Below are 23709 nucleotides of genomic sequence, written 5' to 3' on the forward strand. Positions count from 1 at the left end.
TCGTGGCGCCGGATCCCGACGCCCCCGCGGGTGCCGACCGCCCGTTGCGGCGCACCCGCGGCGGCCGGCGGGCGACGCTCCCCGCGAAGCCCGGCACCGATCCGTCCCCGCACGACGCTCCGGTCGCCGACCCCTCCGCGCCGCCCGCGCGCCCCGACACCGGCCCGAACGACGCGCGCCTGCGCCAGGACGTCCCCCCGCACTACTGATTCCACCCGCGCGGCTGGCGGTCCGCGAGTCGACGCCGGTCCCGTCGACGACCTCGGGCCTCACCCCGGCACGCCCCCGCTCGACGAGCGGACACGTCACGCGGACGTCTGGCGACCGATCACGTCGGGCCCGTCGACGGTGGCCGACCGCTTCCCGACCGACGCCCGCTGACGACCGCACCCGTCCGGTGCCCGTTGACCGACAGCTTCCCGCCCGGTGCCCGCCGGTATCGAGGAGCGCGTGGAGACAGGGCCGATCAGCCCCCGTCGGAGACGCCGAAGGTCCCGTTCGGCGACCTCCCGAAGGTGCAGGTGCCGTCCGAAACGCGTGCCGACGTTTCGGACGCACCGTTCGCACAACGCTCTGCGAAGCGTTCCCCGATCGGGAAGCCGACCGCGGTCCTCTTCCGCCTCCGGCGGAAGGAGACAGAGCAACTCAGTCGACGTGCTTGCCGGAGTTCGCGGTGGTGGCGGTGCCGTTATTGGCGAGCAGGTCGCGGATGTCGGCGAGGAGCTCGAGCTCGGTGGGGGCCTTGTCCTCCGCGGCGGGGGCGTCGGCGGCCTTCTTGGCGAAGGCGGCGTTCTTGAGGTGGTTGATCGGCAGGACGAACGCGAAGTAGAGGACGAAGGCGACGATCACGAACTGGATTAGGGCCGAGACGACCGAGCCGTAGGCGATGACGGTCGGGTCCTCGCCGTTCTCTCCCGGCCGGATGACCCAGTTCAGGGTCTCGAGGGAGGAGGCGTCGAAGATCACGCCGATGAGCGGGTTGAAGATCCCCGTCACAATCGCGTTGACGATGGTCGTGAAGGCGGCGCCGATGACCACGGCGACAGCCAGGTCGATGACGTTGCCGCGGAGGATGAACTCCTTGAAGCCGTTGATCATGATCGTTCCGTTTCTGAGGTGAGCGGTGGGTGGCGGGTCAGCTCCCGGAGGAGGAACCCGAGGAGGAGGACCCGGAGGAGCCCGAGGACGACGAGGAGGAGGACGATCCGGAGCCCGAGGACCCCGAGCCGGACGAGGAGCCGCCCGAGCCCGATGAACCCGAGGATCCGGAGGAGGAGGCGCCCGATCCCGAGGAGCCCGACGACGAGTCGGATGAGCCGGAGCCGGATGCGCCCGAGCCGGACGAGCCGGAACCCGAGGAGGAGGAGGAGCCGCCCTCGCTCGACTTCCCGCCGGAGCGGGAGTCGGTGCGGTAGAAGCCCGAGCCGTTGAAGGTCACGCCGACCGCGCTGAACACCTTACGCAGCGCCCCCTGGCAGCTCGGGCACTCGGTGAGCGTGTCGTCAGTGAACTTCTGCTGGATGTCGAAGGCGTTGCCGCACTGCGTGCAGCGGTAGGAGTAGGTGGGCACAGGGGGCTCCTCGGAGGCGGGTGGGGGAGAAGGAGGACGGGGTCAGTGGCGCAGGTCGACGATGCCGGAGGGAGTGACGACTCCGTCGACGGCCTGGTCGTGGACCTCGCTCGGCACCCGGTCGACGAGCTCGCTGTCGAAGACGACGGCGTAGACCGGAGGGCACTTCTCCATCGAGCCGAGGGTCTTGTCGAAGTAGCCGCGCCCCCAGCCCATCCGCATCCCCTGCCGGTCGACGGTGGCGGCCGGGACGACGATGAGGTCGACGTCGTTGATCGCGATGGGGCCGAGCAGCTGCCCGACGGGCTCGGGCATGCCGAACAGGCCCTGGGTCTCGGTGTGGCCGTCGCCGACCGCCCAGTCGAGCAGGCCGTCCTGGCGCGAGACGGGGAAGAGGACGCGGATGCCGTGGCTCTCGGCCCAGCCCAGGAACGGCCGGGTGCTCGGCTCGTCCGGAGCGGAGAGGTAGCACGCGAGGGAGCGGGCCCCCACGCGGGTGGCGAGCTCGATCAGGTGGGCGGTGATCTGCTCCGCGGCCTGGTCGCGAGCGGTCGAGGTCTGCGTGCGGCGGCGCTCGCGCAGCTCGGCGCGCAGCGCCCGCTTCTCGTGCGTGATGTCGGCTGGCATGCGCTCAGTCTAGAACCGGGCCCCGCGCCGGTCTCCGCACGGACGACCCTGAGGGACGCTCGTCCCGGACCGCCCCGGAACGGGGTCCGGCGCCTTCTGTCGCCGGTCCTGGCGCGAAACTCCCGCGACTTCCCCCGCCGCTAGGATGGCGCCCCATGGGCACTCGAATCCGCAAAGCAGTCATCCCCGCCGCAGGTCTCGGCACCCGCTTCCTGCCGGCGACGAAGGCCATCCCCAAGGAGATGCTGCCGGTCGTCGACAAGCCGGCGATCCAGTACGTGGTCGAGGAGGCGGCGGACGCCGGCCTCCAGGACGTGCTCGTGATCATCGGGCGCAACAAGAACGCGCTCGCCAACCACTTCGACTCGGTGCCCGAGCTCGAGCAGAACCTGTCCCAGAAGAAGGACGACAAGAAGCTCGAGCACGTCAAGTACGCCAGCGACCTCGCCGACGTGCACTTCGTCCGTCAGGGCGAGCCGAAGGGCCTCGGCCACGCGGTCTCCCGCGCGCAGCGCCACGTCGGCGACGAGCCCTTCGCCGTGCTCCTCGGCGACGACCTGATCGACGCCCGCGACCCGCTGCTCTCGCGCATGATCGACGTCGCCGAGCAGCGCGACACCACGGTGGTCGCGCTGCTCGAGGTCGACCCCGACCAGATCCACCTCTACGGCTGCGCGGCGGTCGAGGCGACCGACGAGGACGACGTGGTGCGGATCACCGGCCTGGTCGAGAAGCCCTCCAAGGAGGACGCCCCCTCGAACCTCGCGATCATCGGCCGCTACGTGCTGAAGCCCGACGTGTTCGGCGTGCTCGAGCACACCGCTCCGGGCAAGGGCGGCGAGATCCAGCTGACCGACGCGCTGGAGCGCATGGCCCAGGATCCGGCCGAGTTCGGCGGCGTCTACGGCGTCGTGTTCCGCGGCCGCCGCTACGACACCGGCGACAAGCTCGACTACATCAAGGCCATCGTGCAGCTCGCCTCCGACCGCGATGACCTCGGCAAGGACCTCAAGCCCTGGCTGAAGGACTTCGTCGCCGGCCTCTGAGCCCCGGCGAGCGCGCCTCCGGAACGGACGGGACCCCCTGCTGAGGCGGGGGATCCCGTCCGTTCCTCCGTTCCACGGAAGCACGGAATGCCCCGGAGTCCAGTCCCCCTCCCGCAGTGCGGCGGAGCAGTAGGGTCGCATCATGCCGCTCCCGATCCCGACGCTCACCGAGGGTCGTGTCACCGTCCGCCCCATCCGCGTGCGCGACGCCCGCCCTCTCGAGCGGGAGCTGATCGCGAACCGGTCGTGGCTGCGCCAGTGGGAGGCGTCCGACCCCCGGGGAGGCGCCGCGTTCGACGTGCGCGCCAGCATCCGCTCGCTGCAGCAGAACGCGCGGGCCGGCGGGGGAGTGCCGTTCCTCATCGACTGGGACGGCGAGCTCGCCGGGCAGCTCAACATCTCGAACATCGGGTACGGCTCGCTCTCCTCCGGGTCGATCGGCTACTGGGTGTCCGAGCGCTACGCCGGGCGGGGGATCACTCCGATCGCCGTGGCGCTCGCTGCCGACCACGCCTTCCTCGACCTGGGCCTGCACCGGATCGAGATCTGCATCCGCCCGGAGAACCGGCCGAGCCTGCGCGTGGTCGAGAAGCTCGGCTTCCGCTACGAGGGCCTGCGGCGGCGCTTCATCCACATCAACGGCGACTGGCGCGACCACTTCTGCTTCGCCCTCGTGGCGGAGGAGGTGCCCCGCGGCGTGCTCCGCCGCTACCTCGACGGGCAGGTCCCGTCGGAGGTCGGCGTGCCGACCGACGCGGATCTCCGCGCCTCGCGCCGCTCGGGTCTCTCCGGACCCTCCGACGGCGCCGGTGTCCCTCCGACGGGGCCCCGGCTGATTCGCGATCCGCACGGACACACCTACCCGTAATGACGGACGGGAGTGCCCGGTACTCCTAGCGTTGTCCGCATGAGTAGCGACTGGCTGGGCGGGGGCGTCGTCTGGGCGCTCGCCGCCGTTCTGTGGGTCGCCTACCTGATCCCCACGTGGATGCGCAGGCGGTCGTACAACGCGACCGAGCGCAACGCGGTGAGGCTGCAGCAGACGCTGCGGATCCTCGCCGAGACCGCGGAAGTGCCCGAGCACGTGCGTGCGGAGGCGACGGCCCGCGAGGTGGCGCTGCAGCAGCGCCGGCTCCGGGTGACCGAGACACGACGACGAGCCGAAGAGAAGGCACAGGCGATGGAGCTGGCACAGGCGGAGAAGGCGGCGCGCGACGCGCTGCGACGGGCGACCGCGAGCGCACGGCGGAGCACGCGGTCAGGGCCCTCGGTCCTGCGCTGGCGCCAGGGCGCCGCGCTGGCCGTGCTGGTCGGCGCGGTCGCCGCGCTGGTCGGGCTCGTGATGCTGCCGTTCGGCGGCACGGGCGCGGTGCCGCTCGTCGGCCTGCTCCTCGCCGTCGCGGGGCTCGGCACGCTGATCCTGCTGGCGCCGGGTCGCCGCCGCGCCGCCGCTCCGGCCGCGACCGCGACGACGGCCGCCGCGACCGAGCGCCGGCGCGCCGAGGTCTTCGAGGCCGAGCTCGCCGAGGAGGCCGCGGACGACGCCTCCGAGGAGCTCGCCGAGGACCGTGCGAGCTGGACGCCGCAGCCGCTCCCCAAGCCGCTGTACCTCTCCCGGGGCACGGTCGCCGCCTCCGCGATGGCGTCGATCGACGCCGTGGAGCGCCTGCGCACCGCCGCGGCGGAGGCGGAGCTCGCCCAGCGCGCCGCCGCGACCGCTCCCGAGGTGGCGCCGCTGCGCGTCCCGCGTGCCGCCGCTCCCGCTCCCGAGGCCCCGCGTCCCTCCTCCCGCTTCGCCGCCATGGGCGTCGTGGACGGCGTCGACGCGATCGACCTCGACCAGGCGCTGCAGCGCCGCCGCGGGGCCTGACGCGAGTGCGAGGCGCCTGCTCGTCCGTGCTAGTGTGGACGAGTTGTTCGGGCCGGTGACGGCTCGGAAGGCACGGGTCCGTGGCGCAGTTGGTAGCGCGCTTCGTTCGCAATGAAGAGGTCAGGGGTTCGAATCCCCTCGGATCCACCACCACAGAAGGCCCGCTCGAGAGAGCGGGCCTTCTGCTTTGTGCCGGCGGCCCGCTCAACGAGAACGTGCTGGTCGCGCTCGCCGTCTGCCCTGCCGTTCCCGCCCTGCGGCCGAAGGCCGGTCCTCCGCGGTGAGCAGCCGTCGTGCTCGCGGCCGCCCGCCTCTCCCCTCCCGGATCGCTCCCGCCCGACCGCCGACAGACGTCCTCCGTGTCCCCCATCCGGGCCGCGCCGGACGGGAGCCGTTCTCCTCCGGTCCGTCGGGGGATCCGCAGCGACGTACGCTCGCCCCTCGTGCTCTCGCAGCACGCGAGGCACTCGAACGATGGACGACCAGGGGACGGGACGACATGGGGACCACAGCACACAGGGCACGGCGGAGAGCGGCAGGGGTCGGCGCGGGGGCGATCGCGCTCCTGGCGGGGCTCCTGGCGGCACCGCCGGCGCAGGCGTCCGGGACGCAGACGCTGCTCGCGCTCGGCGACTCGATCACGCGCGCAGCGACGACCTGCGGGGTGAACCGCGACTGCGTCGAGAACTCCTGGGCGACGGGATCGGCGCCCGCGGTCGACTCGATCGCGAGCCGGATGGCGGCGGCGGATCCGCGGACGGCGGTCCGCGCGGTGAACTACGCGAAGTCGGGCGCGGTCATCAGCGGAGTCGAGTCGCGGATCGACGCCGCGGTCGCGGCCGGGGAGGAGCCGGACGTGGTCACGCTGCTGATCGGCGGCAACGACCTCTGCTCGCTGAGCCTCTCGCCCGACTCCCGCGACGGCTACGCGATGACGCCCGCGGCCTCCTTCGCCGCGTCGGCGACCCGGATCCTTCGCTCGATCGGCGAGGAGTGGCCGGAGGCGACGGTGCTCGTCGGCTCGGTCCCGGACATCGAGTCGGAGTGGGAGGCCGTGAAGCCGACGCCGGGCGCCGCGATCTGGGCCTGGGGCGGGGTCTGCCGGACCCAGCGCGGAGTCGACGCCACGACCGGAGCCCCGCTGACCGGCTCGGCCTACACCGCCTCGCTCGCGGCGGCGGAGGACCGGGAGGCCGACTTCAACGAGGCACTCGAATCGGCCTGCGCATCCGCCGCGAACGACTGCGTCTGGGACGGCGGCGCCCTCACGGCGGCTCCGATCTCGCTCGACCAGCTCTCGACGGACGTCGACTACTTCCACCCGAACGTCGCCGGCCAGGCGATGATCGCGGAGGAGCTGTGGACGGCCTGGGGCCTCGGCGACGAACCGGCTCCGACCCCGACCCCGACTCCCACGTCGGCGCCCACCGCGGCTCCTGCTCCGGCACCCACGGGCTCGCCCGCGCCGTCGCGCGACACGACGGCTCCGAAGACCGTCATCACCGCGCCGACGAGCGGATCGACGGTGCGCGGCTCTGTCACCCTGGTCGCCACCGCCAAGGACGACGTCGGCACGACGAAGCTGAGCTTCTGGAGCGGAGCCACGCGGCTGGGCGACGCGACGAGGGCGTCGGACGGCACGTGGCGCCTGACTGTCTCGGCCTCCTCCTACCCGGCCGGGCGGTACGCGATCGTCGCGCACGCCTCCGACGCCGCGGGCAACCTCGGGCGGAGCTCTTCGATCACCCTCAAGCGCTGAGCGGCTGAGGGGGCCGCCACCGGCCCCCTCAGCCCCGCGCGACGAGCAGCACGTCGGGACGATCCCAGTTCTCGGCGGTCTGCAGCACCCAGAAGACCCCGAAGAGGGCGAGCGCGACGGCCTCGCCGAGCAGGAGCCACTGCTCGCCGAGCAGCTCCGCTCCCCGCCCCGTGAGCAGCAGGAGCACCAGCGCCGCATCGACCGCGGCGATCAGCACCGCGAGAACGGCGTAGCAGCGGGAGTAGAAGCGCGGCGTCCCCGGCCCGCTCGCTCCCTCCTCGCGCACCGCGACGGCGTGCAGACCGGCGGTGACGGCGATGAGGAGGAAGAAGACGCCGGCGGCGGCGTAGTGGCCGAGCCGCAGGAACGACGGGAGCGTGCTCCAGGCCGCCAGCGCGATCAGGAGGGCGGCGGCGATCGCGGTGCGGACGAGCGCCCAGCGGTCGAGGACCCGGTCGAGGGCGAGCAGGATCACGGAGGCGACGAGGACGGCCGCGGCCGTGACCAGGTAGGCGGGCAGGGAGGCGGCGACCTCACCCGCGGCCGTCGCGGGAAGGCACGACGCCCCTCCCGCCGGGCACACCGCTCCCTGGAGGCGCTGCAGCTCCTCCGAGGCGAGGGGCACCGGCACGATCGCGATGACCGGCGCCGTCATGCCCGCCAGCAGCAGGAGGAAGCGCCGCACGCTCCTCCCGGCGAGGACGACCAGCGCTACGCCGACCGCGAAGAGCGCCCCGGTGAAGAGGGAGCGGACCGGGGTGTAGTACGAGGCGCTGATCGAGCGCAGCGGGCCTCCGACGACGAGCTGGTGGACGAGGCCGGCCGTGAGGAGCACCACGGCCGCCACCAGGGAGAGGCGGACGTAGCGGTAGGTGCGGAGGGAGGAGACGGCACCGCCCCCGCCCAGCGCGTCGCCGCGGGCCACCCGGCTACTCCGCGCGCAGGCCGGAGGAGGCGAGGGCGAAGTCGACGTCGATGCGGATGGCGACGCGGAGGGGGTTCGGGCGCGGAGTGCGGTAGCGCTGGGAGTAGAGCTCGACGGCGTGCTGTACGGCGTCCGGCTCCTCCTCGATCGTCGCCGGACCGCCCAGGCTCAGCCACCGGATGCCGTCGACCTGCCCGACCGTCGCGGTGCCGCCCCGCCGGACGTTGAGCACCTTCTGGCTCTCGCGGGAGGTGATGACGCGGACGACGCCGTCCTCGTAGGTGAAGCCCACGGCGACCACGTGCAGGCGGCCCTGGCGGCCGGGGGTGGAGAGGGTGGCCAGGTGGCGCTCGGTGACGAAGGCGAGGCCGTCGGCGCTCAGGATGCTCATCCCGCGAGCGTAGCCGGAGGCGCCGACGCGCTCCTGGGGGCGGACCGCCGGTCAGCCCTCGAGGATCAGCGCCTCGCCCTGGCCGCCTCCGCCGCAGAGCGCGGCGACGCCCAGGCCGCCGCCCCGGCGCCGGAGGGCCAGCGCCAGGTGCAGGGCCAGCCGTGCTCCGGAGGCGCCGACCGGGTGGCCGAGCGCGATCGCCCCGCCGTCGACGTTGACCGCCTCGGGCTCGACGCCGAGATCGTCCGCCGACTGGAGGACGACGGAGGCGAACGCCTCGTTGATCTCGATCAGGTCCAGGTCGGACACCGCTGCACCGCGGCGGCCGAGCGCCCGGAGGATCGCCGCCGACGGCTGTGAATGCAGGGAGTTGTCCGGTCCGGCGACCTGCCCGTGCTCGGCGACGGTCGCGAGCCAGGGCAGTCCGCGCTCGCGGGCCCAGCCGCGGGACACGACGACCAGCGCGGCGGCACCGTCGGTGATCGGGGACGAGCTGCCCGCGGTGATCGTGCCCTCGGCTGAGAACGCGGGGGCCAGCCGGGCGAGCGTCTCGACCGTGCTGTCCTCCCGGATCCCGTCGTCGGCGGACACGACGAGGTCCGGTCCGCGCCGCTGCGGCACCGCGACCGGCACGATCTCCTCGGCGAGCACGCCGGTGGACCGTGCCGCGGCGGCCCGCTGGTGCGAGAGCGCGGCGAAGGCGTCCTGGCGCTCGCGGCGGATGCCCCGTGCGGCGTTGCCGTCGTCTGTCACCCTCCCCATCAGGCGGCGGTCGAACGGATCGAGCAGGCCGTCGTGGAGGAGTGCGTCCTCGAGCGGACGCGGACCGACACCCAGGCCCGAGCGGGATCCGAGCAGGAGGTGCGGCGCGTTGGTCATCGACTCCTGCCCTCCGGCGACGACCACCTGCGCCTCGCCGAGCCGGATCATCCGCGCCGCGTCGATCACCGCGGTGAGACCCGACAGGCAGAGCTTGTTGATCGTGACCGCCGGGACGTCCCAGCCCAGGCCCGCGAGGACCGCGGCCTGCCGGGCGGGGCCCTGACCGGCTCCGGCCTGGATCACCTGGCCGAGCACGACCGCGTCGACGTCGGCCGCGGAGGCGCCCGAGCGCTCGAGAGCCCCTCGGATGGCAGCGGCGCCGAGCTCGACGCCCGAGAGCGGCGCGAAGGCTCCGGAGAAGCGGGCGAACGGGGTGCGGGCGCCCCCCAGGATCACGGGGGTGGTGTCGTCAGTGGACACGGGGACTCCTTCTCGACGGTGAGAGCGGGGGAAGCGGTGGGGAGACGGATGCCGGATGCCGGCCCGGGTCAGGGAACGAGCAGGATCTTCCCGCGGACGTGGCCGTCCTCGCTGAGCCGATGCGCCTCGGCGGCCTGCTCGAGCGGGAGGCGCGGACCGGTCGCGACCGCGAAGCGCCCCTCGCTCGCCAGCCGGGCGGCGAGCGGCACGCCCTCGCGGCGGAGGCGCTGCTCCTTTTCGGTCAGCGGCACGGGACTGCCGCCGCTCCACGCCCGGATGCCCAGCTCTGCCGCACGAGGGCCGGCGACCACCGTTCCGACGTGCTGCGGATCCGCCACCAGCGCGAGCGAGGCGGCGAGCGCCTCATCCGTCCCGGCCGCGTCGAGCACGCGGTCGACGCCCTCGGGCGCTGCGGCGCGCAGCCGCTCGAGCAGCCCGGGCCCGTAGGCGACCGGCACCGCTCCGAGCGCGCGCAGCGCCTCGTGGTTCGCCGGGCTCGCCGTGGCGATCACCCGGGCTCCGCGGTCGACGGCGAACTGGATCGCCGCCCGTCCTACCGCGCCGGCGCCCGCGTGGACCACGAACGTCGATCCCTCCGCGACGCCGAGCGAGACCACCGCCTGGTAGGCGGTGGAGACCGGGATGCCGAGCGCGGCCGCCTCCTCGAAGCCGAGTCCGTCGGGGAGCGGATCGAGGGAGTCGGGGGAGACCGCGACGGCGGTCGCGTAGGTGCCGGTGGCGCCGCTGACGATCACCCGGTCTCCGACGCTCCAACCGGTCACGCCCGGACCGACGGCGGAGACCACGCCGGAGCCGTCCGACCCGAGCCTCCGCGGACCGTCGAACGGCGGGCTCGGGCGCAGGCCGGAGCGCACCTTCCACTCGATCGGGTTCACGCCGGCCGCGCGGACGGCGACCACCACGGTGCCGGGCCCCGCCTCGGGCTCCGGCGCCTCGACGGTCTCGAGCACCTCGGGCCCGCCGATCATCTCGTACTGCACGATCCTCGCCATGTCGTCCTCCTCCTCGCGGGCCACCGCCCGCTCCGGTCGCCTCAGTCCAGCAGACTCTCGCGCACCTGGCGGCGCAGCACCTTGCCGATCAGCGAGGTCGGCAGCTCGTCCACCGGGACGATCCGCTTGGGCACCTTGTAGGGCGTCAGGTGCAGCCGGCAGAAGTCGCGCAGCGCCTCCGGATCCACGGCCGTCCCGGCCCGCAGGACCACGGCCGCCGCGACGCTCTCGCCGCCGTCCTCGCGGGGGAGCCCGACGACGGCCGCGCGCGTCACGTCCGGGTGCGACTCCAGCACTCCCTCGACCTCGGAGGGGGAGACGTTGAAGCCGCCGGTGATGATGAGCTCCTTGGCCCGGTCGACGATCGTCACGAAGCCGTCGGCCGAGACGGTCGCGATGTCACCCGTGCGCAGCCAGCCGCCGGGGAGGAGGGCCTCGGCCGTCTCCTCCGGCCGCTTCCAGTACCCCTGGAACACCTGCGGCCCCCGGAGCAGGAGCTCGCCGGACTCGCCCGGGCCGCGGTCGACCGACGGATCGGCGGGGTCGACGAGGCGGATCGTCGTGCTGGGGAACGGCACGCCGACCGTGCCGGGCCGGCGGGTCGGGCCGACCGGGTTGCCGAGGGCGACCGGCGAGCTCTCGGTCATTCCGTAGCCCTCGACCAGGAGTCCCCGGCTCGCGCGCTCCCAGCGGTCGACCGTCGCGACCGGCAGGCTCATCGCTCCCGAGATCGCGAAGCGGATGCCGCGCAGGTCGAGCTCGTGGCGCTCGGAGGCGCGGGCCAGCGCGTCGTACACGGGCGGCACCGCGGGGAGGAAGGTGGGCGGCGACGACTTCGCGGCCGCCTTCACGAGGCCGACGTCGAAGGTCGGGAACAGCACGACCTTCGCGCCGATGCTGATCGCGAAGGTCAGGCACAGCGTCAGCCCGTAGGCGTGGAACAGAGGGAGCACCGCGTAGAACGTCTCGTCGCCCTCGCGCAGGCCCGGCACCCAGGCGCGGCCCTGCAGGGCGTTCGCGCGGAGGTTCGCGTGCGAGAGGATCGCGCCCTTGGGCGTGCCGGTGGTGCCGCTCGTGTACTGCAGCAGGGCCGTGTCGCCGAGGACCGGGCGGGGGTGCGAGCGCGCGATGCGGCGGTTCTTCAGCAGCGACGCGAAGGGCACCAGGGAGCGGCTGCGGGGGGTCGCGGTCAGCTTCTCGCGTGACCGGCGCACCGACGGCAGGGGGAGCCGGAGCGCCAGGCGCTTGCCGAGCGGGAAGGAGCGGGTGAGGTCGACGGAGACGACGCGCTCGACGCCCAGGTCGGCGGGCATGGTCGCGACGACGTCGGCGATCTTGTCCCAGACGACCGCGAACCGGGCGCCGTGGTCCTCGAACTGCCGCCGCAGCTCGCGCGGCGTGTAGAGCGGGTTGTGCTCGACCACGATCGCTCCGAGGCGGAGAGCGGCGTAGAACGCCACCACGTGCTCCGGGCAGTTCGGGAGCACCAGCGCGACGCGGTCGCCGACGCGCACGCCCAGGCGCCGCAGGCCCTCCGCCGCGCGCGCGACCTGCTCGCCGAGCTCGGCGTAGCTGGTCTCGGCGCCGAAGAACTCGAGGGCGGTGCCGCGGCGGTACCGCGCGACCGAGTCCTCGAGCAGGTCGACGAGGGTCTGGGTGGGAGGGTCGATCTCGGCGGGCACGCCCTCCGCGTAGGAGGTCAGCCACGGCTTCGTCGCCAGGTTCGAGGATCCGGAGGTCACGGGCCGAGTATCGGGCACCCGCCTCCGCACTTCCTCCGAGGCGCGCGGAGGGGGTGCCGCACCGGGCGCGGGAGCGGCAGGCTGGCGGCATGAGCGCAGCCATCGACCTCCTCCGCGACGCCTTCGGCCGGGTGCACGAGAACGTGCACGCCGTCCTCGACGACAGCACCCCCGATCAGCTCGCGTTCCGCGCGGACGCCCGCTCGAACTCGCCCGCCTGGCTCGTCTGGCATCTCGTCCGGGTGCAGGACGACCACCTCGCCCCGCTCGCCGGCCACGAGCAGGTGTGGACGGCCGACGGCTTCCACGGCCGGTCCGGCCTGCCCTTCGGGCCCGACGAGACCGGCTACGGGCAGGAGCCGGCCGAGGTGGCGGCGCTCGCCGCGGTGCCGGCCGCGCTGCTCGCGGAGTACGCCGACGCCGTGCACCGGCAGACGCTCGCCCTCCTCGACACGCTCGGCGACGAGGACCTCGAGCGCGTCGTCGACGAGCAGTGGGATCCGCCGGTGACCCTCGGGGTGCGGCTGGTCTCGGTGATCGACGACGACACGCAGCACGTCGGCCAGGCCGCGTACGCGAAGGGTCTCGCCGAGCGCTCGGCGCGCTGAGCCCGGCCTCTACGCTGGCGGGATGCGCGCGCTCCGGACCCTGCCCGCGAGCGCGGTCCTCGCCCTCGCCACCGCGCTGACCCTCGTCGGCTCCTGGATCCCCTCCTACTGGAACGACGAGGCCGCGACCCTCCGCCTGGCGCGGCTCCCGGTGGGGGAGCTCCTCGCCTTCGTGCAGGAGAAGGACGCGGTGCACCTGGTCTACGGCCTGATGATGCACGGCTGGATCGCGATCGCCGGGGAGTCGGAGCTCGCGGTGCGGGCGCCGTCCGCTCTCGCCACGGGAGCGGCGGCGGCGGGCGTCGTCGTCCTGCTGCGATCGTTCGACCGGCCCCGGGCGGCACTCCTCGCCGCCGCGGTGCTCGTGCTGCTCCCGCGGTCCTCGTTCTCGGGGACCGAGGCGCGATCCTCCGCTCTGGCCACCGCGCTCGTGGTGGGAGCGGCGGTCCTCGTCGTGCGGGCGGCCCGCTCCGGAGGAGCCCTGCGCTGGATCGCGTTCGCGGCCGTCGCGGGTCTGGCGGACGCGGTGTTCCTCTACTCCGTGCTGGTGCTGCCGGCTCTCGTCGCGCTCGCCGCGGCCGCGGCGCCCCGGGGTGCCGTGCGGGCTCTCCCGGCGAGCGCCCTCTCTGCACTGGGCGCCGTGCCGGTGCTGCTCCTCGCCGCCGGGCAGAGCGGCCAGGTCGGCTGGCTCCGCTCGCAGCCGGTGACCGCGTTCACCGTCCTGGTCGAGCCGTTCTTCGGATCCGCGTGGTGGCTGGCCGGGATCGCCGTCGCGCTCCTCGCGGTCGCCGCGGTGCGGGGCGGCCTGCGCGGGCCGCTCCTGCCGGCCCTCGTCCTCTGGATCGTGCTGCCGACGGCGGTGCTGGTGCTCGGGACCCTCCTCGTCGAGCCGATGTTCACTCCGCGCTACCTCGCGTCGAGCACGCCCGCCCTCGCGGTCCTCCTCGGCCTCGCGCTCGACTCGTTCAGGGCCCGGACGGGCGTCGCCCTCCTCGCCCTGATCGCGGTGGCCGCCCTGCCGGTCCTCGTGCAGATGCGCACGGTCACCGGGAAGCCGGCCGGGCAGGACCTCCGCGGTCTGGCGGCCGCCGTCGAGGAGCGGGCCCGTTCGGGCGACGCCGTCCTCCTCGGCTCCTCCGGGACGGTCTCGCTCCGGCCCCGCCTGGCGCTCGCCGCCTACCCGGAGGCGTTCGCGGGCGTGGACGACGTCGCCCTCGCCGCTCCGTACAGGACGACGGGCACGTATTCGGACGTCCTGCTGGAGGGCGAGGCGCTGCGCGCCGCGCTCGCCGGGGAGGACCGGGTCTGGCAGGCGCTGCCGGAGGGCGAGGCGGACACGGTGCTCGCTGAGGCGGGGTTCGTCGCGCGCGAGCGGATCCGGGTGCCGACGACCGTGCTGACGCTGTGGGAGCGTCCGGAGGGCCGCTGATCCGGAGCGCTCGGGGCGTCGCAGCCCCGGAGTGGAGAGACGCCGGAGTGCCCGGAGCCCCGCCGACGGGGAGCCGCTACCCTTGTCCCCGGCGCCGTCGCAGAGCGGTGGCGTCCGCGGAGCGAGGACCGCGCCACCGAGAGGACCCGAACGTGACGTTGCCCGAGACCACCACCACCGCCATCGCGAAGCGGAAGGGGCGCGACGTCGCCCCCGAGATCGCGCGCTCCTGGCTGCTGGTGAACGCCACCCGCACCGAGACGTTCGACGCCGCGCACGCATCCCGCGCCGACCAGATCGTCCTCGACATCGAGGACGCGGTCGACCCCAAGGCGAAGCCCGACGCGCGGACCGACGTCGCGGAGTGGCTGACCGGCGAGAAGCGCGCCTGGGTCCGCATCAACGACCACTCCACCCCGTTCTGGTCCGACGACGTCGACGCGCTGAAGGGCCTGCCCGGCCTCGCCGGCGTCATGCTCGCCAAGACCGAGGCCGCTGAGCACGTCACCGAGACTTTCGACCGCCTCGGCGGCTCCACCCCGGTGCTCGCCCTGGTCGAGTCCGCCCTCGGCATCGAGGAGGCGGTCTCGATCGCCCGCGCCCGCGGCACCTTCCGCCTCGCGTTCGGCAGCGGCGACTACCGCCGCGACACCGGCACCAGCGCCGACGACCTCGCGATGGCCTACCCGCGCTCGCGCCTGGTCGTCGCCTCGCGCATCGGCGACCTGCCCGGCCCGATCGACGGACCGACCGTCTCGAACAGCCACCCCGTGCTGCGCGAGCAGTCCGCGCTCACGGTCTCGCTCGGCCTCACCGGGAAGCTCTGCCTCGACACCGAGCAGCTCGCCGTGATCAACGAGGTCATCAGCCCGACGCCGTCCGACGTCGCCTGGGCCCGCGACTTCCTCGACGACTTCGAGGCCCGCGGCCGCGTCATCCGCGACGGCAGCGACCTGCCCCGGCTGGGCCGCGCCAAGAAGATCGACAAGCTGGCCACGGCGTTCGGCGTCAACCCGCTGTGATCCGTCGCGGGGAGGGCGCCTCCGCGGCACACTGAGGGAGCCGCGGAGACCCTCCCGCGCAGGACGGAGACTCCGATGGGCGCGGTCAGCACCTTCCTCTGGTTCGACGACGGCGCGGGGGAGGCGGCGCGCTTCTACACGGAGCTGGTGCCGAACTCGCGGATCACCGGAAGCCAGGTGCTGCCGGAGGGCTCCCCGTCGCCCGGCGAGGTGCTGTCGGTGACGTTCGAGCTCGACGGGCAGCGGTTCCAGGCGATCAACGCCGGGCCGCGGTTCCCGTTCACCGAGGCCGTCTCGATCGTCGTGACCGTCGGCGACCAGTCCGAGCTCGACCGGCTGTGGGACGCCCTGGTCGCGGACGGCGGCGAGGAGAGCCGGTGCGGCTGGCTCCGCGACCGCTGGGGGCTGTCCTGGCAGATCGTGCCGGAGGTCCTCCCGCGTCTGCTCGGAGGCGCCGACCCCGAGGCGTCCGCGCGCGCGCTGCAGGCGATGCTCGCGATGAGCCGCCTCGACATCGCGGAGCTGGAGCGGGCCCATGCCGGCGCGTGACTCCGCCCGCCCGCGCCGCTCGACCTCGCTGCGGCGCGCGTACCTCCGCGACTACCGCTACGCCTACGGCTCGCGCTTCGTGCACCTGCGGGAGGGCTGGGACGTGTCGCGGTACGCGTCCGGCGACGGCGCTCCGGTGCTGCTCATCCCCGGGATCTACGAGACGTGGCAGTTCCTCCGGCCCATCGCCGAGAGGCTGCACGCGGCGGGCCATCCGATCCACGTGCTGCCCGCGCTCGGCTACAACACGCGGCCGATCGTCGCGTCGGCCGGACTCGGCCAGGACTACCTGCGCGAGCACGATCTGCGCGGAGTCGTCGTCGTCGCGCACAGCAAGGGCGGCCTGATCGGCAAGCACATGATGGTCGTCGACGACCGCGAGGACGGGCGGATCGAGCGGATGATCGCCGTCTCGACCCCGTTCAACGGCTCGTCGCTCGCCCGGATCGCCCCGGCGCGGGCGCTCCGGGAGTTCGCGCCCCACCGCCCGCTGATCCGCACCCTGCTGGCCGAGCGCGAGGCCGACGCGCGCATCACGTCGATCTACGGGATGCGCGACCAGTACATCCCCGGAGGGAGCCGCCTCGCCGGGGCGCGCGAGAACATCGCGGTCTCGGTGGTCGGCCACTTCGCGCTGCTCTCGAGCCCGAAGGTGCTCGACCTCATCGCGGCCCGGGTCTGAGGCCGGACCGGATCCGCTGGGCCCGCCGCCCGCGTGAGGCGCCTGCCGTGCGGCGCGTCCTCGACCGGAGGACGGCCGCCTCAGCGACGAGCCGAGCCGCCCGCCGCGCTCAGGACCAGGGAGTGAGCAGCACGAGCGGGATCTGCCGCTCGGTCTTCGTCTGGTACTCGGCGTAGTCCGGCCAGGCGGCGACCGCGCGCTCCCACCAGGCCGCGCGCAGATCGCCCTCGAGCACGCTCGCGGCGTAGTCCTTCTTCACGGGCCCGTCCTGCAGCTCGACGTGCGGCTCCTTGAGCATGTTGCCGTACCAGACGGGGTGCTCGGGCGCGCCGCCCTTGGACGCGACGACCACGTACTCGCCCTCGTGCTCGACGCGCATCAGCGCGGTCTTGCGGAGCTTCCCGCTCTTCGAGCCGACGGTGGTCAGGACGATGATGGGGCGGCCGCGGAGGAGGTTCCCCTCGGCTCCGCCGGTCCGCTCGTAGAGCTCCGCCTGCTCGCGGGCCCACTCGGACGTGCTGGGTTCGTACTCTCCGGTCAGCGGCATGCCTCCGATCGTACGGCCGCGGCGGCCCCGGTGGCCGACCCGCGTGCAGGAGGATGGAGCGGTGTTCTCCGCAGACCCGTTCGACCGAGCCCGCATCGCCCTCCTGCGCGACGATCTGATCCGCGCCCGCTACGGCGTGGACGCCGTGCGGGGGCTCTGGGGCGACGAAGCGGCCGAGGCGCTGCACCGCGGCGACCGGGTCCCCGCCGGCCGCGCCCTCGAGCGCAGCGGCGACCACGACGCGCTGGCCACCCTCGCCCGCCTGTTCCTCCTGGCCGATCCCGTCTCGGCCGACGACGCGGACGAGGCGTTCGGCGCTCTCGCGCTGGAGGGGGCGGTGGAGCTCGGCCTGGTGCGCGTCGAGGCCGGAGCCGTCGTCACCGCGGCGCTCGACCTGCGCCCCTACGACGTGGTCGACCAGCGCGGCGCGGCCTCCTGGTGGATCGCCTCCGACCTCGGGGAGCTCGCCCTCGGCCGCGCGCTCGACGAGGACCACGTGCTCGGCGTCGGCGGCGCGAGCCTCACGCTGACCGGCCTGATGATCCAGCGGCCCGTCGGCCGCGTGCTCGACCTGGGGACCGGCTGCGGGATCCAGGCGCTGCACGCCTCCCGCCACGCCGAGCAGGTGGTCGCCACCGACATCTCCGAGCGCGCGCTCGCGCTCGCCTCCTTCACCGCGGCGCTCAACGGGATCGAGAACATCGAGTTCCGCCTCGGCAGCCTCTACGAGCCGGTCGCGGGGGAGCGCTTCGACCACATCGTCACGAACCCGCCGTTCGTCATCACGCCGCGAGTCGAGGGCGTCCCCTCCTACGAGTACCGCGACGGCGGGCTGGAGGGCGACGAGATCGTGCGCCGCGTGATCCTCGGAGCAGCCGAGCACCTGGTGCCCGGCGGTGTCGCGCAGCTCCTGGGGAACTGGGAGTACCGGGAGGGCGCGGACGCCTTCGACCGGATCGCGGACTGGCTCGCCGACGCCCGCAGCCCGCTGGAGCAGGCGCTCGAGGCGGGGCCCGAGGGGCTCGACGCCTGGATGGGCGGGACCGCCTCTCCGCTGGACGTCTGGGTCGTGGAGCGCGAGCGTCAGGATCCGGCGGTCTACGCCGAGACCTGGATCCGGGACGGCGGCACGACCCGCGGCCCCGCGTTCGACGCGCTGGTCGACGCCTGGCTGACCGACTTCGAGCGGCGCGGGGTGACCGGCGTCGGCTTCGGCTACGTCACGCTCCGCCTGCCCGAGCAGCCCCGCCCGCCGATCCGCCGCCTCGAGCGGATCACCACGCCGGTCGCGACCGCGGGCCTGGGCGGCCACCTCGCCGCCTGCCTCGACGCGGCCGAGGCCCTCGCGTCGCTCGACGATCGCGCTCTGGCGGGTCTCGCCCTGGTCGTCGCCGGAGACGTCACGGAGGAGCGGCACTACTGGCCGGGCAACGACGATCCGACGGTGCTGCGGCTGCGCCAGGGCGGCGGCTTCGCCCGGGTCGAGGAGGTCGACACGGCGCTCGCCGCCGTGGTCGGCGCCTGCGACGCCGAGCTCTCGGTGGCGGCGATCGTGGCGGCGGTCGCCTCGCTCCTCCAGGTCGAGGAGGAGGCGGTGTCCGACTCGGTGCTGCCGCGGGTGCGCGAGCTGGTAGCGACGGGGCTGCTGCGGCTGCCCCAGGGGGAAAGCGGCTAGAAGAGGGTGGCGGAGTCCTCGACGGGGGGCGCAGCGGCCGCGGCAGGCACGGCGGCGGCCGTCGGCCATCCGGGTCCGGCGTCGACGGGCTGCCGGCGCTGGTAGGCGGTCGCGGCGCTCCGGGCGCGGACGTCGGCGGCCTCGTTCATCCGGTGGTTGGCGTGCCCCTTCACCCACTCGAAGGTGACGGCCCGGCCCTGCAGCTCCTCGTCGAGCGCCTTGATGATCTCGACGTTCATCACCGGCTTGCCGTCGGCCTTGCGCCAGCCCTTCCGCTTCCAGCCCGGCAGCCACTCGGTGCAGGCCTTGATGGCGTACTGGCTGTCGCAGAGGATGTGCAGCGGCTCCTCCTCCTGCGCGGTCGCGCGCAGCAGCTCGAGCACCGCGGTGAGCTCGCCGATGTTGTTCGTGCTGTGCGACCAGCCGCCCGCGGCCCAGCGCTCGTCGTCGACGTACCAGGCCCAGCCGGCGGGGCCGGGGTTGCCCAGTGCGGACCCGTCTGCGGCGGCGATGATGCTCACGTGCGTCTCTCCTCGTGCTCTCGGTGCTCGCGCCGGTGCGGCGCCCTCCGAGGGTAGTCGGCGGGCGGGGCGGTCCGCGGCGCGCGGCGCGGAGTCAGGCGGAGGAGGAGCGGCGCGCGATCGTCACGCGCGTCGAGTACGGCATCGCGACGGTCCCGCTCCCGCCCGACTCCTCGTCCACCACGGCGTTGACCGCCGCGAGGACCGCGGCGCGCTCCTCGTCGGGCATCGCGATGACGGAGCTGCGGGACGCGAACATGTCCCGCACCCCGGCTCGGTCCAGCTCGAAGGACCACTCGAAGGCCGCGAACGCCACCCGCTCGAGAGCGGAGCCGAGCGGCGGCCGGAGCGTCTCGAAGCGCTCGGCGGTGGAGGCTCCGGCGACCTCGCCGAGCCGGCGCACCCAGGGGACCGACTCGTCGCGGATGTTCCACACCAGCGCGAGCACGCCCTCCGGCACCAGGACGCGGGCGACTTCGGCTCCCGCGCGCTCGGCGTCGACCCAGTGCCACGACTGCGCGGCGGTGACGAGCTCCGCGGAGGCGTCCGCGGCGGGGATCGCCTCGGCCGTCCCCTCCTCGGGGCGGACCCCCGGCAGATTCGAGGCGAGCCGCGCGAGCATCTCCGCGTCGGGCTCGACCGCGGTCACGTCGAGGCCGCGGGACGCGAGCGACGCGGTGAACTTGCCCGTTCCCGCGCCGAGGTCCACGGCGCGCAGCCGATCGGAGGCGTCGGCTCCCGCCGCGCGGGCCCGCTCCGGGACGAAGGCGCCCGCCACCCGCGCGGGGGCGTGCCCCACGATCCAGTCGACGGCGTCGTCGGGGTAGCCGGGCCGCCCGCGGTCGTAGGCGTCGACCGCGCTGCCGAAGGAGCGTCCGAGGCCGCTCATCGCTTCTCCGCCGCTCGCGCGAGCACGTCCACCGCGTAGCCGTAGCCGGCGATGCCCGCGCCGACGATCACGGCGATCGCGACGTCCGAGAGGTAGGAGTGCTGCCGGAACGGCTCGCGCCGGTGCACGTTGCTCACGTGGACCTCGACCATCGGCAGCTCGGTCGCGAGGACGGCGTCGCGGATCGCGATCGACGTGTGCGTGTACGCCCCGGCGTTGAGCACCACTCCCGAGACGGAGCCGCGAGCCGCGTGCAGCCGGTCGACGATCGCGCCCTCCGAGCTGCTCTGGAAGGTCTCGACCGTGTAGCCGTGCCGCTCGGCCGCCTCCGCCGCCAGCGCCTCGGCGTCGACGAGGGTGTCCGAGCCGTAGAGCTCGGGCTCGCGGGTGCCGAGCAGGTTCAGGTTCGGGCCGTTGAGGACGAGGATCGGCAGCTTCACGCTCCGACCCTAGCGCCGGCCGTCCCCGCGAGCGGGAGCGGCGGCAGCGCCGCGCGCAGGAGGATCAGCTCGCGCGCATGGGCGTCCAGACGCCGGTCCTCCTCGGTCCGCAGCTCGAGAGGCGGAACCGGCTCGGCCGCCCCGTCGGCGCCCCGCACCACGAAGACGCTCCGGCACTGCGTGGTCAGCTCCAGGTCGCCGGTCCGCGGGTCCCCGGAGCGCACGTGCACCGCCAGGTGCATGCTCCGGGCGCTCGTGTGGATGATGCGCGCCTCCACCTCGACGAGGTGCCCGATGCGCACCGGACGGTAGAAGTGGATCCCGCCGGAGTAGACGGCCACCGCGTCGCGGCCGGTCCAGCGCTGCGCGACCGCGTCGGCCGCCTCGTCGATCCAGCGCATCACGATCCCGCCGTGGGCGTTGCCGCCCCAGTTGACGTCGCCCGGCGCCGCGAGGAAGCGGAACACGATCCGCGGACCGGTGCCCTCCTCGGTGTACTCCTGGGCGCGCATCACGTCGTGCAGCCGTCGGCGGCCGTCGATGCGCGCGGCGGCGCCCTCGGCGAGGGACAGGTCCTCGATCGAGCGGGGCCTCCACTCCGGGACCGACCGCGGCCTCTTCTCGTCGTCGACGGCCACGAACACGAGGAGGCAGTGCGTGGCGTCCTCGTAGAGGCCGGTCCGCGGATCCGCCTGCGCGACCTGCACCAGCACGTGCATGCTCGTGCGCCCGGTGTGGATGACGCGGGCGGTCGCCTCGATCAGGTTGCCGACCGAGATGGGCCGGGTGAAGTGGACGTTGCCGACGTACGCCGTCACGCAGTAGCCGCCGCTCCAGCCCACGGCGCAGGCGTAGCCGGCCTTGTCGATCCACTCGAGGACGCGGCCGGCCTGGGCGCTGCGGCCGTCGGCGGTGGCGTCCTGCGGGGCGGCGAGGAAGCGGAGCGTGATGCGGTCGGTCATGGTGCCCGTCGTCGTGGGAGCGGAAGGGGGGAGTGGACCCGCGGGGGTGCGAGGAAAGGGGGATGATCCGCCCGCGGGCCACAGGGGTGTCCGGCAGGAGCCGGCTCGGTCAGGGGGATCAGGCCGCCAGCGGCAGCTTCTCGGCGAGGAGCCGGAGCCGCAGGGCCTGGAGCTCGGCGGACAGCTCGGGCGGCAGCCGGTCGCCGAACCGCGTGAAGAACTCCTCCGTGAGCGCGCACTCCTCCAGCCACGCCTCCACCGGGACGGAGAACAGCTCCTCCTTCTGGGCCGCGGAGAGCAGGAGCCCGTGCGTGTCGATCGCGAGCGGCAGGTCGCCGAGGGGGCTCCGCCGCGCCTCCGCCAGCCCCTCGAGGCGGCGGACGAGCCACTGCAGCACCCGCGCGTTCTCGCCGAAGCCGGGCCAGAGGAACTCGCCGTCCGCGTCCTTCCGGAACCAGTTGACCTGGAACACCGCCGGCGCCGCATCGCCGAGCTCAGCGCCGATCGCGAGCCAGTGCGCGAAGTAGTCGGCCATGTTGTATCCGCAGAAGGGGAGCATCGCGAACGGATCGCGGCGCAGCTCCCCGACCGTGCCCTCCGCGGCCGCGGTCTTCTCGGAGGCGACGGTCGCACCCAGGAAGACGCCGTGCTGCCACGAGGTGGCCTGCGTGACCAGCGGGACGTTGCTCGCCCGTCGGCCACCGAAGACGATCGCGTCCAGCGGTACGCCCTCGTGGGCGTCCCAGTCGGCGGAGAGCGACGGGCACTGCGCGGCCGGCGCGGTGAAGCGGGAGTTGGGGTGCGCGGCGGGCGTGCCGGACGCCGGCGTCCACGGCTGCCCGCGCCAGTCGGTCAGCCGCTCCGGGACCTCGTCGGTCAGGCCCTCCCACCACACGTCGCCGTCCTCGCGGAGCGCGACGTTGGTGAAGATCGTGTTGCCCCAGAGCGTCTGCACGGCGTTCGGGTTCGAGGTCTCCCCGGTGCCGGGAGCGACGCCGAAGAAGCCCGTCTCGGGGTTCATCGCCCAGAGGCGTCCGTCCTCCCCGCGGCGCATCCAGGTGATGTCGTCGCCCAGCGTCTCGACCCGCCAGCCGGGGATCGCGGGCTGCATCATCGCGAGGTTGGTCTTGCCGCACGCGCTCGGAAAGGCGGCGGCGACGTGGTAGCGCCGTCCCTCGGGCGAGACGATGCGGATCAGCAGCATGTGCTCGGCGAGCCAGCCCTCCTCGCGCCCCATCGCCGAGGCGATGCGCAGGGCGAAGCACTTCTTCGCCAGCAGGGCGTTGCCGCCGTAGCCGGAGCCGTACGAGACGATCTCGCGCGTCTCCGGGAACTGGGTGATGTACTTCACGGGGCTGCACGGCCAGGCGACGTCCTCGCGGGTGACGCCGTCCGCGTCGCGGAGGGGCAGCCCCACGGTGTGCACGCCGCGGACGAACGGGGTCTCCTCGGTGAAGGCGGCGAGCGGCTCGGAGCCCACGCGCGCCATGATCCGCAGGTTCAGCACCGCGTAGGCCGAGTCGGTGACCTGGACGCCCAGCTGCGAGAGCGGACCGCCGACGGGCCCCATCGAGAACGGGACGACGTACATCGTCCGTCCGCGCATCGCTCCGTCGAGGAGGGGAGCGAGCTCGGCCCTCATCGCGGCGGGCTCGCGCCAGTTGTTGGTCGGTCCCGCGTCGGCCTCGTCGGTCGTGCAGATGAAGGTGCGGTCCTCGACCCGGGCGACGTCGTCCGGGTCGGTGCGGGCCAGGAACGAGCCGGGTCGCCACTCCGGATTGAGCGGGAGGAGCGTGCCGGAGGCGACGAGCCGCTCGGTCAGGCGGTACCACTCCGCGGGGGAGCCGTCGCTCCACTCGATCGCGTCGGGCTGGAGGATCGCGGCGGTCTCGCGCACCCAGCGGCGGAGGGCGAGGGGCGCCGGCGGCACGACGGGCGCGGGGACGGACGTCGGCGCGGTCATGGTGCTCGGCTCGAGTCGGACGGTGTTGCTGTAGATGCTCATGCTGGCTCCGCTTTCGGTGGTCGTCGTCGACGGGGGTGGGGAGTCGCCGGCCGCAGCCGGGAAGAGGCCGGCCGGGCCGGGAGGGGCGCTCAGTGGCGCCTGAAGCCAGGATGGAGGAGGATCAGGAGGTATTCCCGGCGCTCAGGCGGTCAAGAAACCGCCTTTTTGCGCTTCCGTCACAACCGACCGCTGGAG

25 protein-coding genes, 1 tRNA gene and 1 pseudogene are annotated in these 23709 nt (G+C 74.0%); 13 read left to right on the forward strand and 14 right to left on the reverse strand.

Annotated features, from left to right (window positions below):
• Nucleotides 1-2: 2 nt before the first annotated feature.
• On the forward strand, nucleotides 3-209 hold the full coding sequence (locus tag C5C82_RS03855) for a hypothetical protein (protein WP_104232858.1): 207 nt from the start codon (nucleotides 3-5) through the stop codon (nucleotides 207-209).
• A 436-nt stretch (nucleotides 210-645) separates the two neighbouring features.
• Here the strand turns inward: C5C82_RS03855 and mscL are convergent, their stop codons facing one another.
• Nucleotides 646-1098, reverse strand: coding sequence for a large conductance mechanosensitive channel protein MscL (gene mscL / locus C5C82_RS03860; RefSeq protein WP_181067745.1), 453 nt, complete (start codon nucleotides 1096-1098; stop codon nucleotides 646-648).
• 29 nt (nucleotides 1099-1127) lie between these two features.
• Here mscL and C5C82_RS18150 point away from each other — a divergent pair, with 29 nt between their 5' ends.
• Nucleotides 1128-1415 (forward strand): hypothetical protein, encoded by a 288-nt coding sequence (locus tag C5C82_RS18150; protein ID WP_308471850.1) that lies wholly within the window; start codon nucleotides 1128-1130, stop codon nucleotides 1413-1415.
• Nucleotides 1416-1429: 14 nt separating this feature from the next.
• Here the strand turns inward: C5C82_RS18150 and C5C82_RS18155 are convergent.
• Nucleotides 1430-1570: pseudogene (locus C5C82_RS18155) on the reverse strand (FmdB family zinc ribbon protein); the annotation flags it as partial.
• A gap of 42 nt (nucleotides 1571-1612) precedes the next feature.
• Nucleotides 1613-2197, reverse strand: coding sequence for a 5-formyltetrahydrofolate cyclo-ligase (locus C5C82_RS03870; RefSeq protein ID WP_104223219.1), 585 nt, complete (start codon nucleotides 2195-2197; stop codon nucleotides 1613-1615).
• 155 nt (nucleotides 2198-2352) lie between these two features.
• Between C5C82_RS03870 and galU the strand changes: the two genes are divergently transcribed.
• The 5 genes from galU (at nucleotide 2353) to C5C82_RS03895 (ending at nucleotide 6872) form a co-directional block, all read left to right on the forward strand.
• The gene (gene galU, locus C5C82_RS03875; protein ID WP_104223218.1) at nucleotides 2353-3243 is read left to right on the forward strand and encodes a UTP--glucose-1-phosphate uridylyltransferase GalU; all 891 of its coding nucleotides are present in this window, start codon (nucleotides 2353-2355) and stop codon (nucleotides 3241-3243) included.
• A 142-nt stretch (nucleotides 3244-3385) separates the two neighbouring features.
• On the forward strand, nucleotides 3386-4111 hold the full coding sequence (locus tag C5C82_RS03880; protein ID WP_104223217.1) for a GNAT family N-acetyltransferase: 726 nt from the start codon (nucleotides 3386-3388) through the stop codon (nucleotides 4109-4111).
• A 39-nt stretch (nucleotides 4112-4150) separates the two neighbouring features.
• On the forward strand, nucleotides 4151-5113 hold the full coding sequence (locus tag C5C82_RS03885; RefSeq protein ID WP_104223216.1) for a hypothetical protein: 963 nt from the start codon (nucleotides 4151-4153) through the stop codon (nucleotides 5111-5113).
• A 74-nt stretch (nucleotides 5114-5187) separates the two neighbouring features.
• Nucleotides 5188-5263: transfer RNA gene (locus C5C82_RS03890), tRNA-Ala, on the forward strand.
• A gap of 349 nt (nucleotides 5264-5612) precedes the next feature.
• Nucleotides 5613-6872 (forward strand): GDSL-type esterase/lipase family protein, encoded by a 1260-nt coding sequence (locus C5C82_RS03895; protein ID WP_104354632.1) that lies wholly within the window; start codon nucleotides 5613-5615, stop codon nucleotides 6870-6872.
• A gap of 28 nt (nucleotides 6873-6900) precedes the next feature.
• Here the strand turns inward: C5C82_RS03895 and C5C82_RS03900 are convergent, their stop codons facing one another.
• The 5 genes from C5C82_RS03900 to C5C82_RS03920 all read right to left on the reverse strand — a co-directional run bounded on the left by C5C82_RS03900 (nucleotide 6901) and on the right by C5C82_RS03920 (nucleotide 12185).
• A complete protein-coding gene (locus tag C5C82_RS03900; protein ID WP_104354633.1) occupies nucleotides 6901-7797 on the reverse strand; it encodes a hypothetical protein in 897 nt (298 codons plus the stop codon).
• 4 nt (nucleotides 7798-7801) lie between these two features.
• On the reverse strand, nucleotides 7802-8188 hold the full coding sequence (locus C5C82_RS03905) for a pyridoxamine 5'-phosphate oxidase family protein (protein WP_104223212.1): 387 nt from the start codon (nucleotides 8186-8188) through the stop codon (nucleotides 7802-7804).
• Nucleotides 8189-8239: 51 nt separating this feature from the next.
• Complete coding sequence (locus tag C5C82_RS03910) at nucleotides 8240-9430, reverse strand: acetyl-CoA C-acyltransferase (protein ID WP_104354634.1); 1191 nt, start codon at nucleotides 9428-9430, stop codon at nucleotides 8240-8242.
• Nucleotides 9431-9498: 68 nt separating this feature from the next.
• Nucleotides 9499-10443: an NADP-dependent oxidoreductase gene (locus C5C82_RS03915; RefSeq protein ID WP_104354648.1), complete on the reverse strand. Its 945-nt coding sequence runs from the start codon at nucleotides 10441-10443 to the stop codon at nucleotides 9499-9501.
• A gap of 41 nt (nucleotides 10444-10484) precedes the next feature.
• Nucleotides 10485-12185, reverse strand: a complete 1701-nt coding sequence (locus C5C82_RS03920) for a long-chain-fatty-acid--CoA ligase (RefSeq protein ID WP_104354635.1) — start codon at nucleotides 12183-12185, stop codon at nucleotides 10485-10487.
• 89 nt (nucleotides 12186-12274) lie between these two features.
• Here C5C82_RS03920 and C5C82_RS03925 point away from each other — a divergent pair, with 89 nt between their 5' ends.
• The 5 genes from C5C82_RS03925 to C5C82_RS03945 all read left to right on the forward strand — a co-directional run bounded on the left by C5C82_RS03925 (nucleotide 12275) and on the right by C5C82_RS03945 (nucleotide 16475).
• A complete protein-coding gene (locus tag C5C82_RS03925; RefSeq protein WP_104223209.1) occupies nucleotides 12275-12793 on the forward strand; it encodes a DinB family protein in 519 nt (172 codons plus the stop codon).
• A gap of 22 nt (nucleotides 12794-12815) precedes the next feature.
• Nucleotides 12816-14222, forward strand: coding sequence for a glycosyltransferase family 39 protein (locus tag C5C82_RS03930; RefSeq protein ID WP_104354636.1), 1407 nt, complete (start codon nucleotides 12816-12818; stop codon nucleotides 14220-14222).
• A 158-nt stretch (nucleotides 14223-14380) separates the two neighbouring features.
• Complete coding sequence (locus tag C5C82_RS03935) at nucleotides 14381-15244, forward strand: CoA ester lyase (RefSeq protein ID WP_208543400.1); 864 nt, start codon at nucleotides 14381-14383, stop codon at nucleotides 15242-15244.
• Nucleotides 15245-15319: 75 nt separating this feature from the next.
• Nucleotides 15320-15793, forward strand: coding sequence for a VOC family protein (locus C5C82_RS03940; RefSeq protein ID WP_104354637.1), 474 nt, complete (start codon nucleotides 15320-15322; stop codon nucleotides 15791-15793).
• Entirely contained in the window at nucleotides 15780-16475 is a 696-nt protein-coding gene (locus tag C5C82_RS03945; RefSeq protein WP_104223206.1) for a triacylglycerol lipase, read from the forward strand. Before C5C82_RS03940 ends, C5C82_RS03945 begins: the two co-directional genes overlap by 14 nt.
• A gap of 109 nt (nucleotides 16476-16584) precedes the next feature.
• Here the strand turns inward: C5C82_RS03945 and C5C82_RS03950 are convergent, their stop codons facing one another.
• Nucleotides 16585-17022, reverse strand: a complete 438-nt coding sequence (locus C5C82_RS03950; RefSeq protein WP_104223205.1) for a nitroreductase family deazaflavin-dependent oxidoreductase — start codon at nucleotides 17020-17022, stop codon at nucleotides 16585-16587.
• Nucleotides 17023-17083: 61 nt separating this feature from the next.
• Between C5C82_RS03950 and C5C82_RS03955 the strand changes: the two genes are divergently transcribed.
• Complete coding sequence (locus C5C82_RS03955) at nucleotides 17084-18697, forward strand: methyltransferase (RefSeq protein WP_258065923.1); 1614 nt, start codon at nucleotides 17084-17086, stop codon at nucleotides 18695-18697.
• On the opposite strand, the gene C5C82_RS03960 is transcribed toward C5C82_RS03955, so the two are convergent.
• From C5C82_RS03960 to C5C82_RS03980, 5 genes are all read right to left on the reverse strand, one after another.
• Nucleotides 18694-19218: a ribonuclease H gene (locus C5C82_RS03960; protein WP_104354639.1), complete on the reverse strand. Its 525-nt coding sequence runs from the start codon at nucleotides 19216-19218 to the stop codon at nucleotides 18694-18696. The two genes, C5C82_RS03955 and C5C82_RS03960, sit on opposite strands and share 4 nt — an antisense overlap.
• Before the next feature lie 94 nt (nucleotides 19219-19312).
• Entirely contained in the window at nucleotides 19313-20107 is a 795-nt protein-coding gene (locus tag C5C82_RS03965; RefSeq protein ID WP_104354640.1) for a class I SAM-dependent methyltransferase, read from the reverse strand.
• A complete protein-coding gene (gene aroQ, locus C5C82_RS03970) occupies nucleotides 20104-20547 on the reverse strand; it encodes a type II 3-dehydroquinate dehydratase (protein WP_104354641.1) in 444 nt (147 codons plus the stop codon). The genes C5C82_RS03965 and aroQ overlap by 4 nt, the downstream gene beginning before the upstream one ends.
• Complete coding sequence (locus C5C82_RS03975) at nucleotides 20544-21509, reverse strand: acyl-CoA thioesterase (RefSeq protein ID WP_104354642.1); 966 nt, start codon at nucleotides 21507-21509, stop codon at nucleotides 20544-20546. Before C5C82_RS03975 ends, aroQ begins: the two co-directional genes overlap by 4 nt.
• Nucleotides 21510-21627: 118 nt before the next feature.
• Nucleotides 21628-23472, reverse strand: coding sequence for a phosphoenolpyruvate carboxykinase (GTP) (locus C5C82_RS03980; RefSeq protein ID WP_104354649.1), 1845 nt, complete (start codon nucleotides 23470-23472; stop codon nucleotides 21628-21630).
• Nucleotides 23473-23709: the final 237 nt, after the last annotated feature.

Origin of the sequence: Rathayibacter sp. AY1D5 (genome assembly GCF_002932515.1) — a bacterium.
GTDB lineage: Bacteria > Actinomycetota > Actinomycetes > Actinomycetales > Microbacteriaceae > Rathayibacter.

Coding starts and splice junctions, on each gene's coding strand:
- C5C82_RS03930 (WP_104354636.1), top strand. CDS start 12,816: ATGCGCGCGCTCCGGACCCTGCCCGCGAGCGCGGTCCTCGCCCTCGCC.
- galU (WP_104223218.1), top strand. CDS start 2,353: ATGGGCACTCGAATCCGCAAAGCAGTCATCCCCGCCGCAGGTCTCGGC.
- C5C82_RS03980 (WP_104354649.1), bottom strand. CDS start 23,472: ATGACCGCGCCGACGTCCGTCCCCGCGCCCGTCGTGCCGCCGGCGCCC.
- C5C82_RS03965 (WP_104354640.1), bottom strand. CDS start 20,107: ATGAGCGGCCTCGGACGCTCCTTCGGCAGCGCGGTCGACGCCTACGAC.
- C5C82_RS03950 (WP_104223205.1), bottom strand. CDS start 17,022: ATGCCGCTGACCGGAGAGTACGAACCCAGCACGTCCGAGTGGGCCCGC.
- C5C82_RS03925 (WP_104223209.1), top strand. CDS start 12,275: ATGAGCGCAGCCATCGACCTCCTCCGCGACGCCTTCGGCCGGGTGCAC.
- C5C82_RS03940 (WP_104354637.1), top strand. CDS start 15,320: ATGGGCGCGGTCAGCACCTTCCTCTGGTTCGACGACGGCGCGGGGGAG.
- C5C82_RS03885 (WP_104223216.1), top strand. CDS start 4,151: ATGAGTAGCGACTGGCTGGGCGGGGGCGTCGTCTGGGCGCTCGCCGCC.
- C5C82_RS03915 (WP_104354648.1), bottom strand. CDS start 10,443: ATGGCGAGGATCGTGCAGTACGAGATGATCGGCGGGCCCGAGGTGCTC.
- mscL (WP_181067745.1), bottom strand. CDS start 1,098: ATGATCAACGGCTTCAAGGAGTTCATCCTCCGCGGCAACGTCATCGAC.
- C5C82_RS03945 (WP_104223206.1), top strand. CDS start 15,780: ATGCCGGCGCGTGACTCCGCCCGCCCGCGCCGCTCGACCTCGCTGCGG.
- C5C82_RS03870 (WP_104223219.1), bottom strand. CDS start 2,197: ATGCCAGCCGACATCACGCACGAGAAGCGGGCGCTGCGCGCCGAGCTG.
- C5C82_RS03975 (WP_104354642.1), bottom strand. CDS start 21,509: ATGACCGACCGCATCACGCTCCGCTTCCTCGCCGCCCCGCAGGACGCC.
- C5C82_RS03895 (WP_104354632.1), top strand. CDS start 5,613: ATGGGGACCACAGCACACAGGGCACGGCGGAGAGCGGCAGGGGTCGGC.
- C5C82_RS03905 (WP_104223212.1), bottom strand. CDS start 8,188: ATGAGCATCCTGAGCGCCGACGGCCTCGCCTTCGTCACCGAGCGCCAC.
- C5C82_RS03880 (WP_104223217.1), top strand. CDS start 3,386: ATGCCGCTCCCGATCCCGACGCTCACCGAGGGTCGTGTCACCGTCCGC.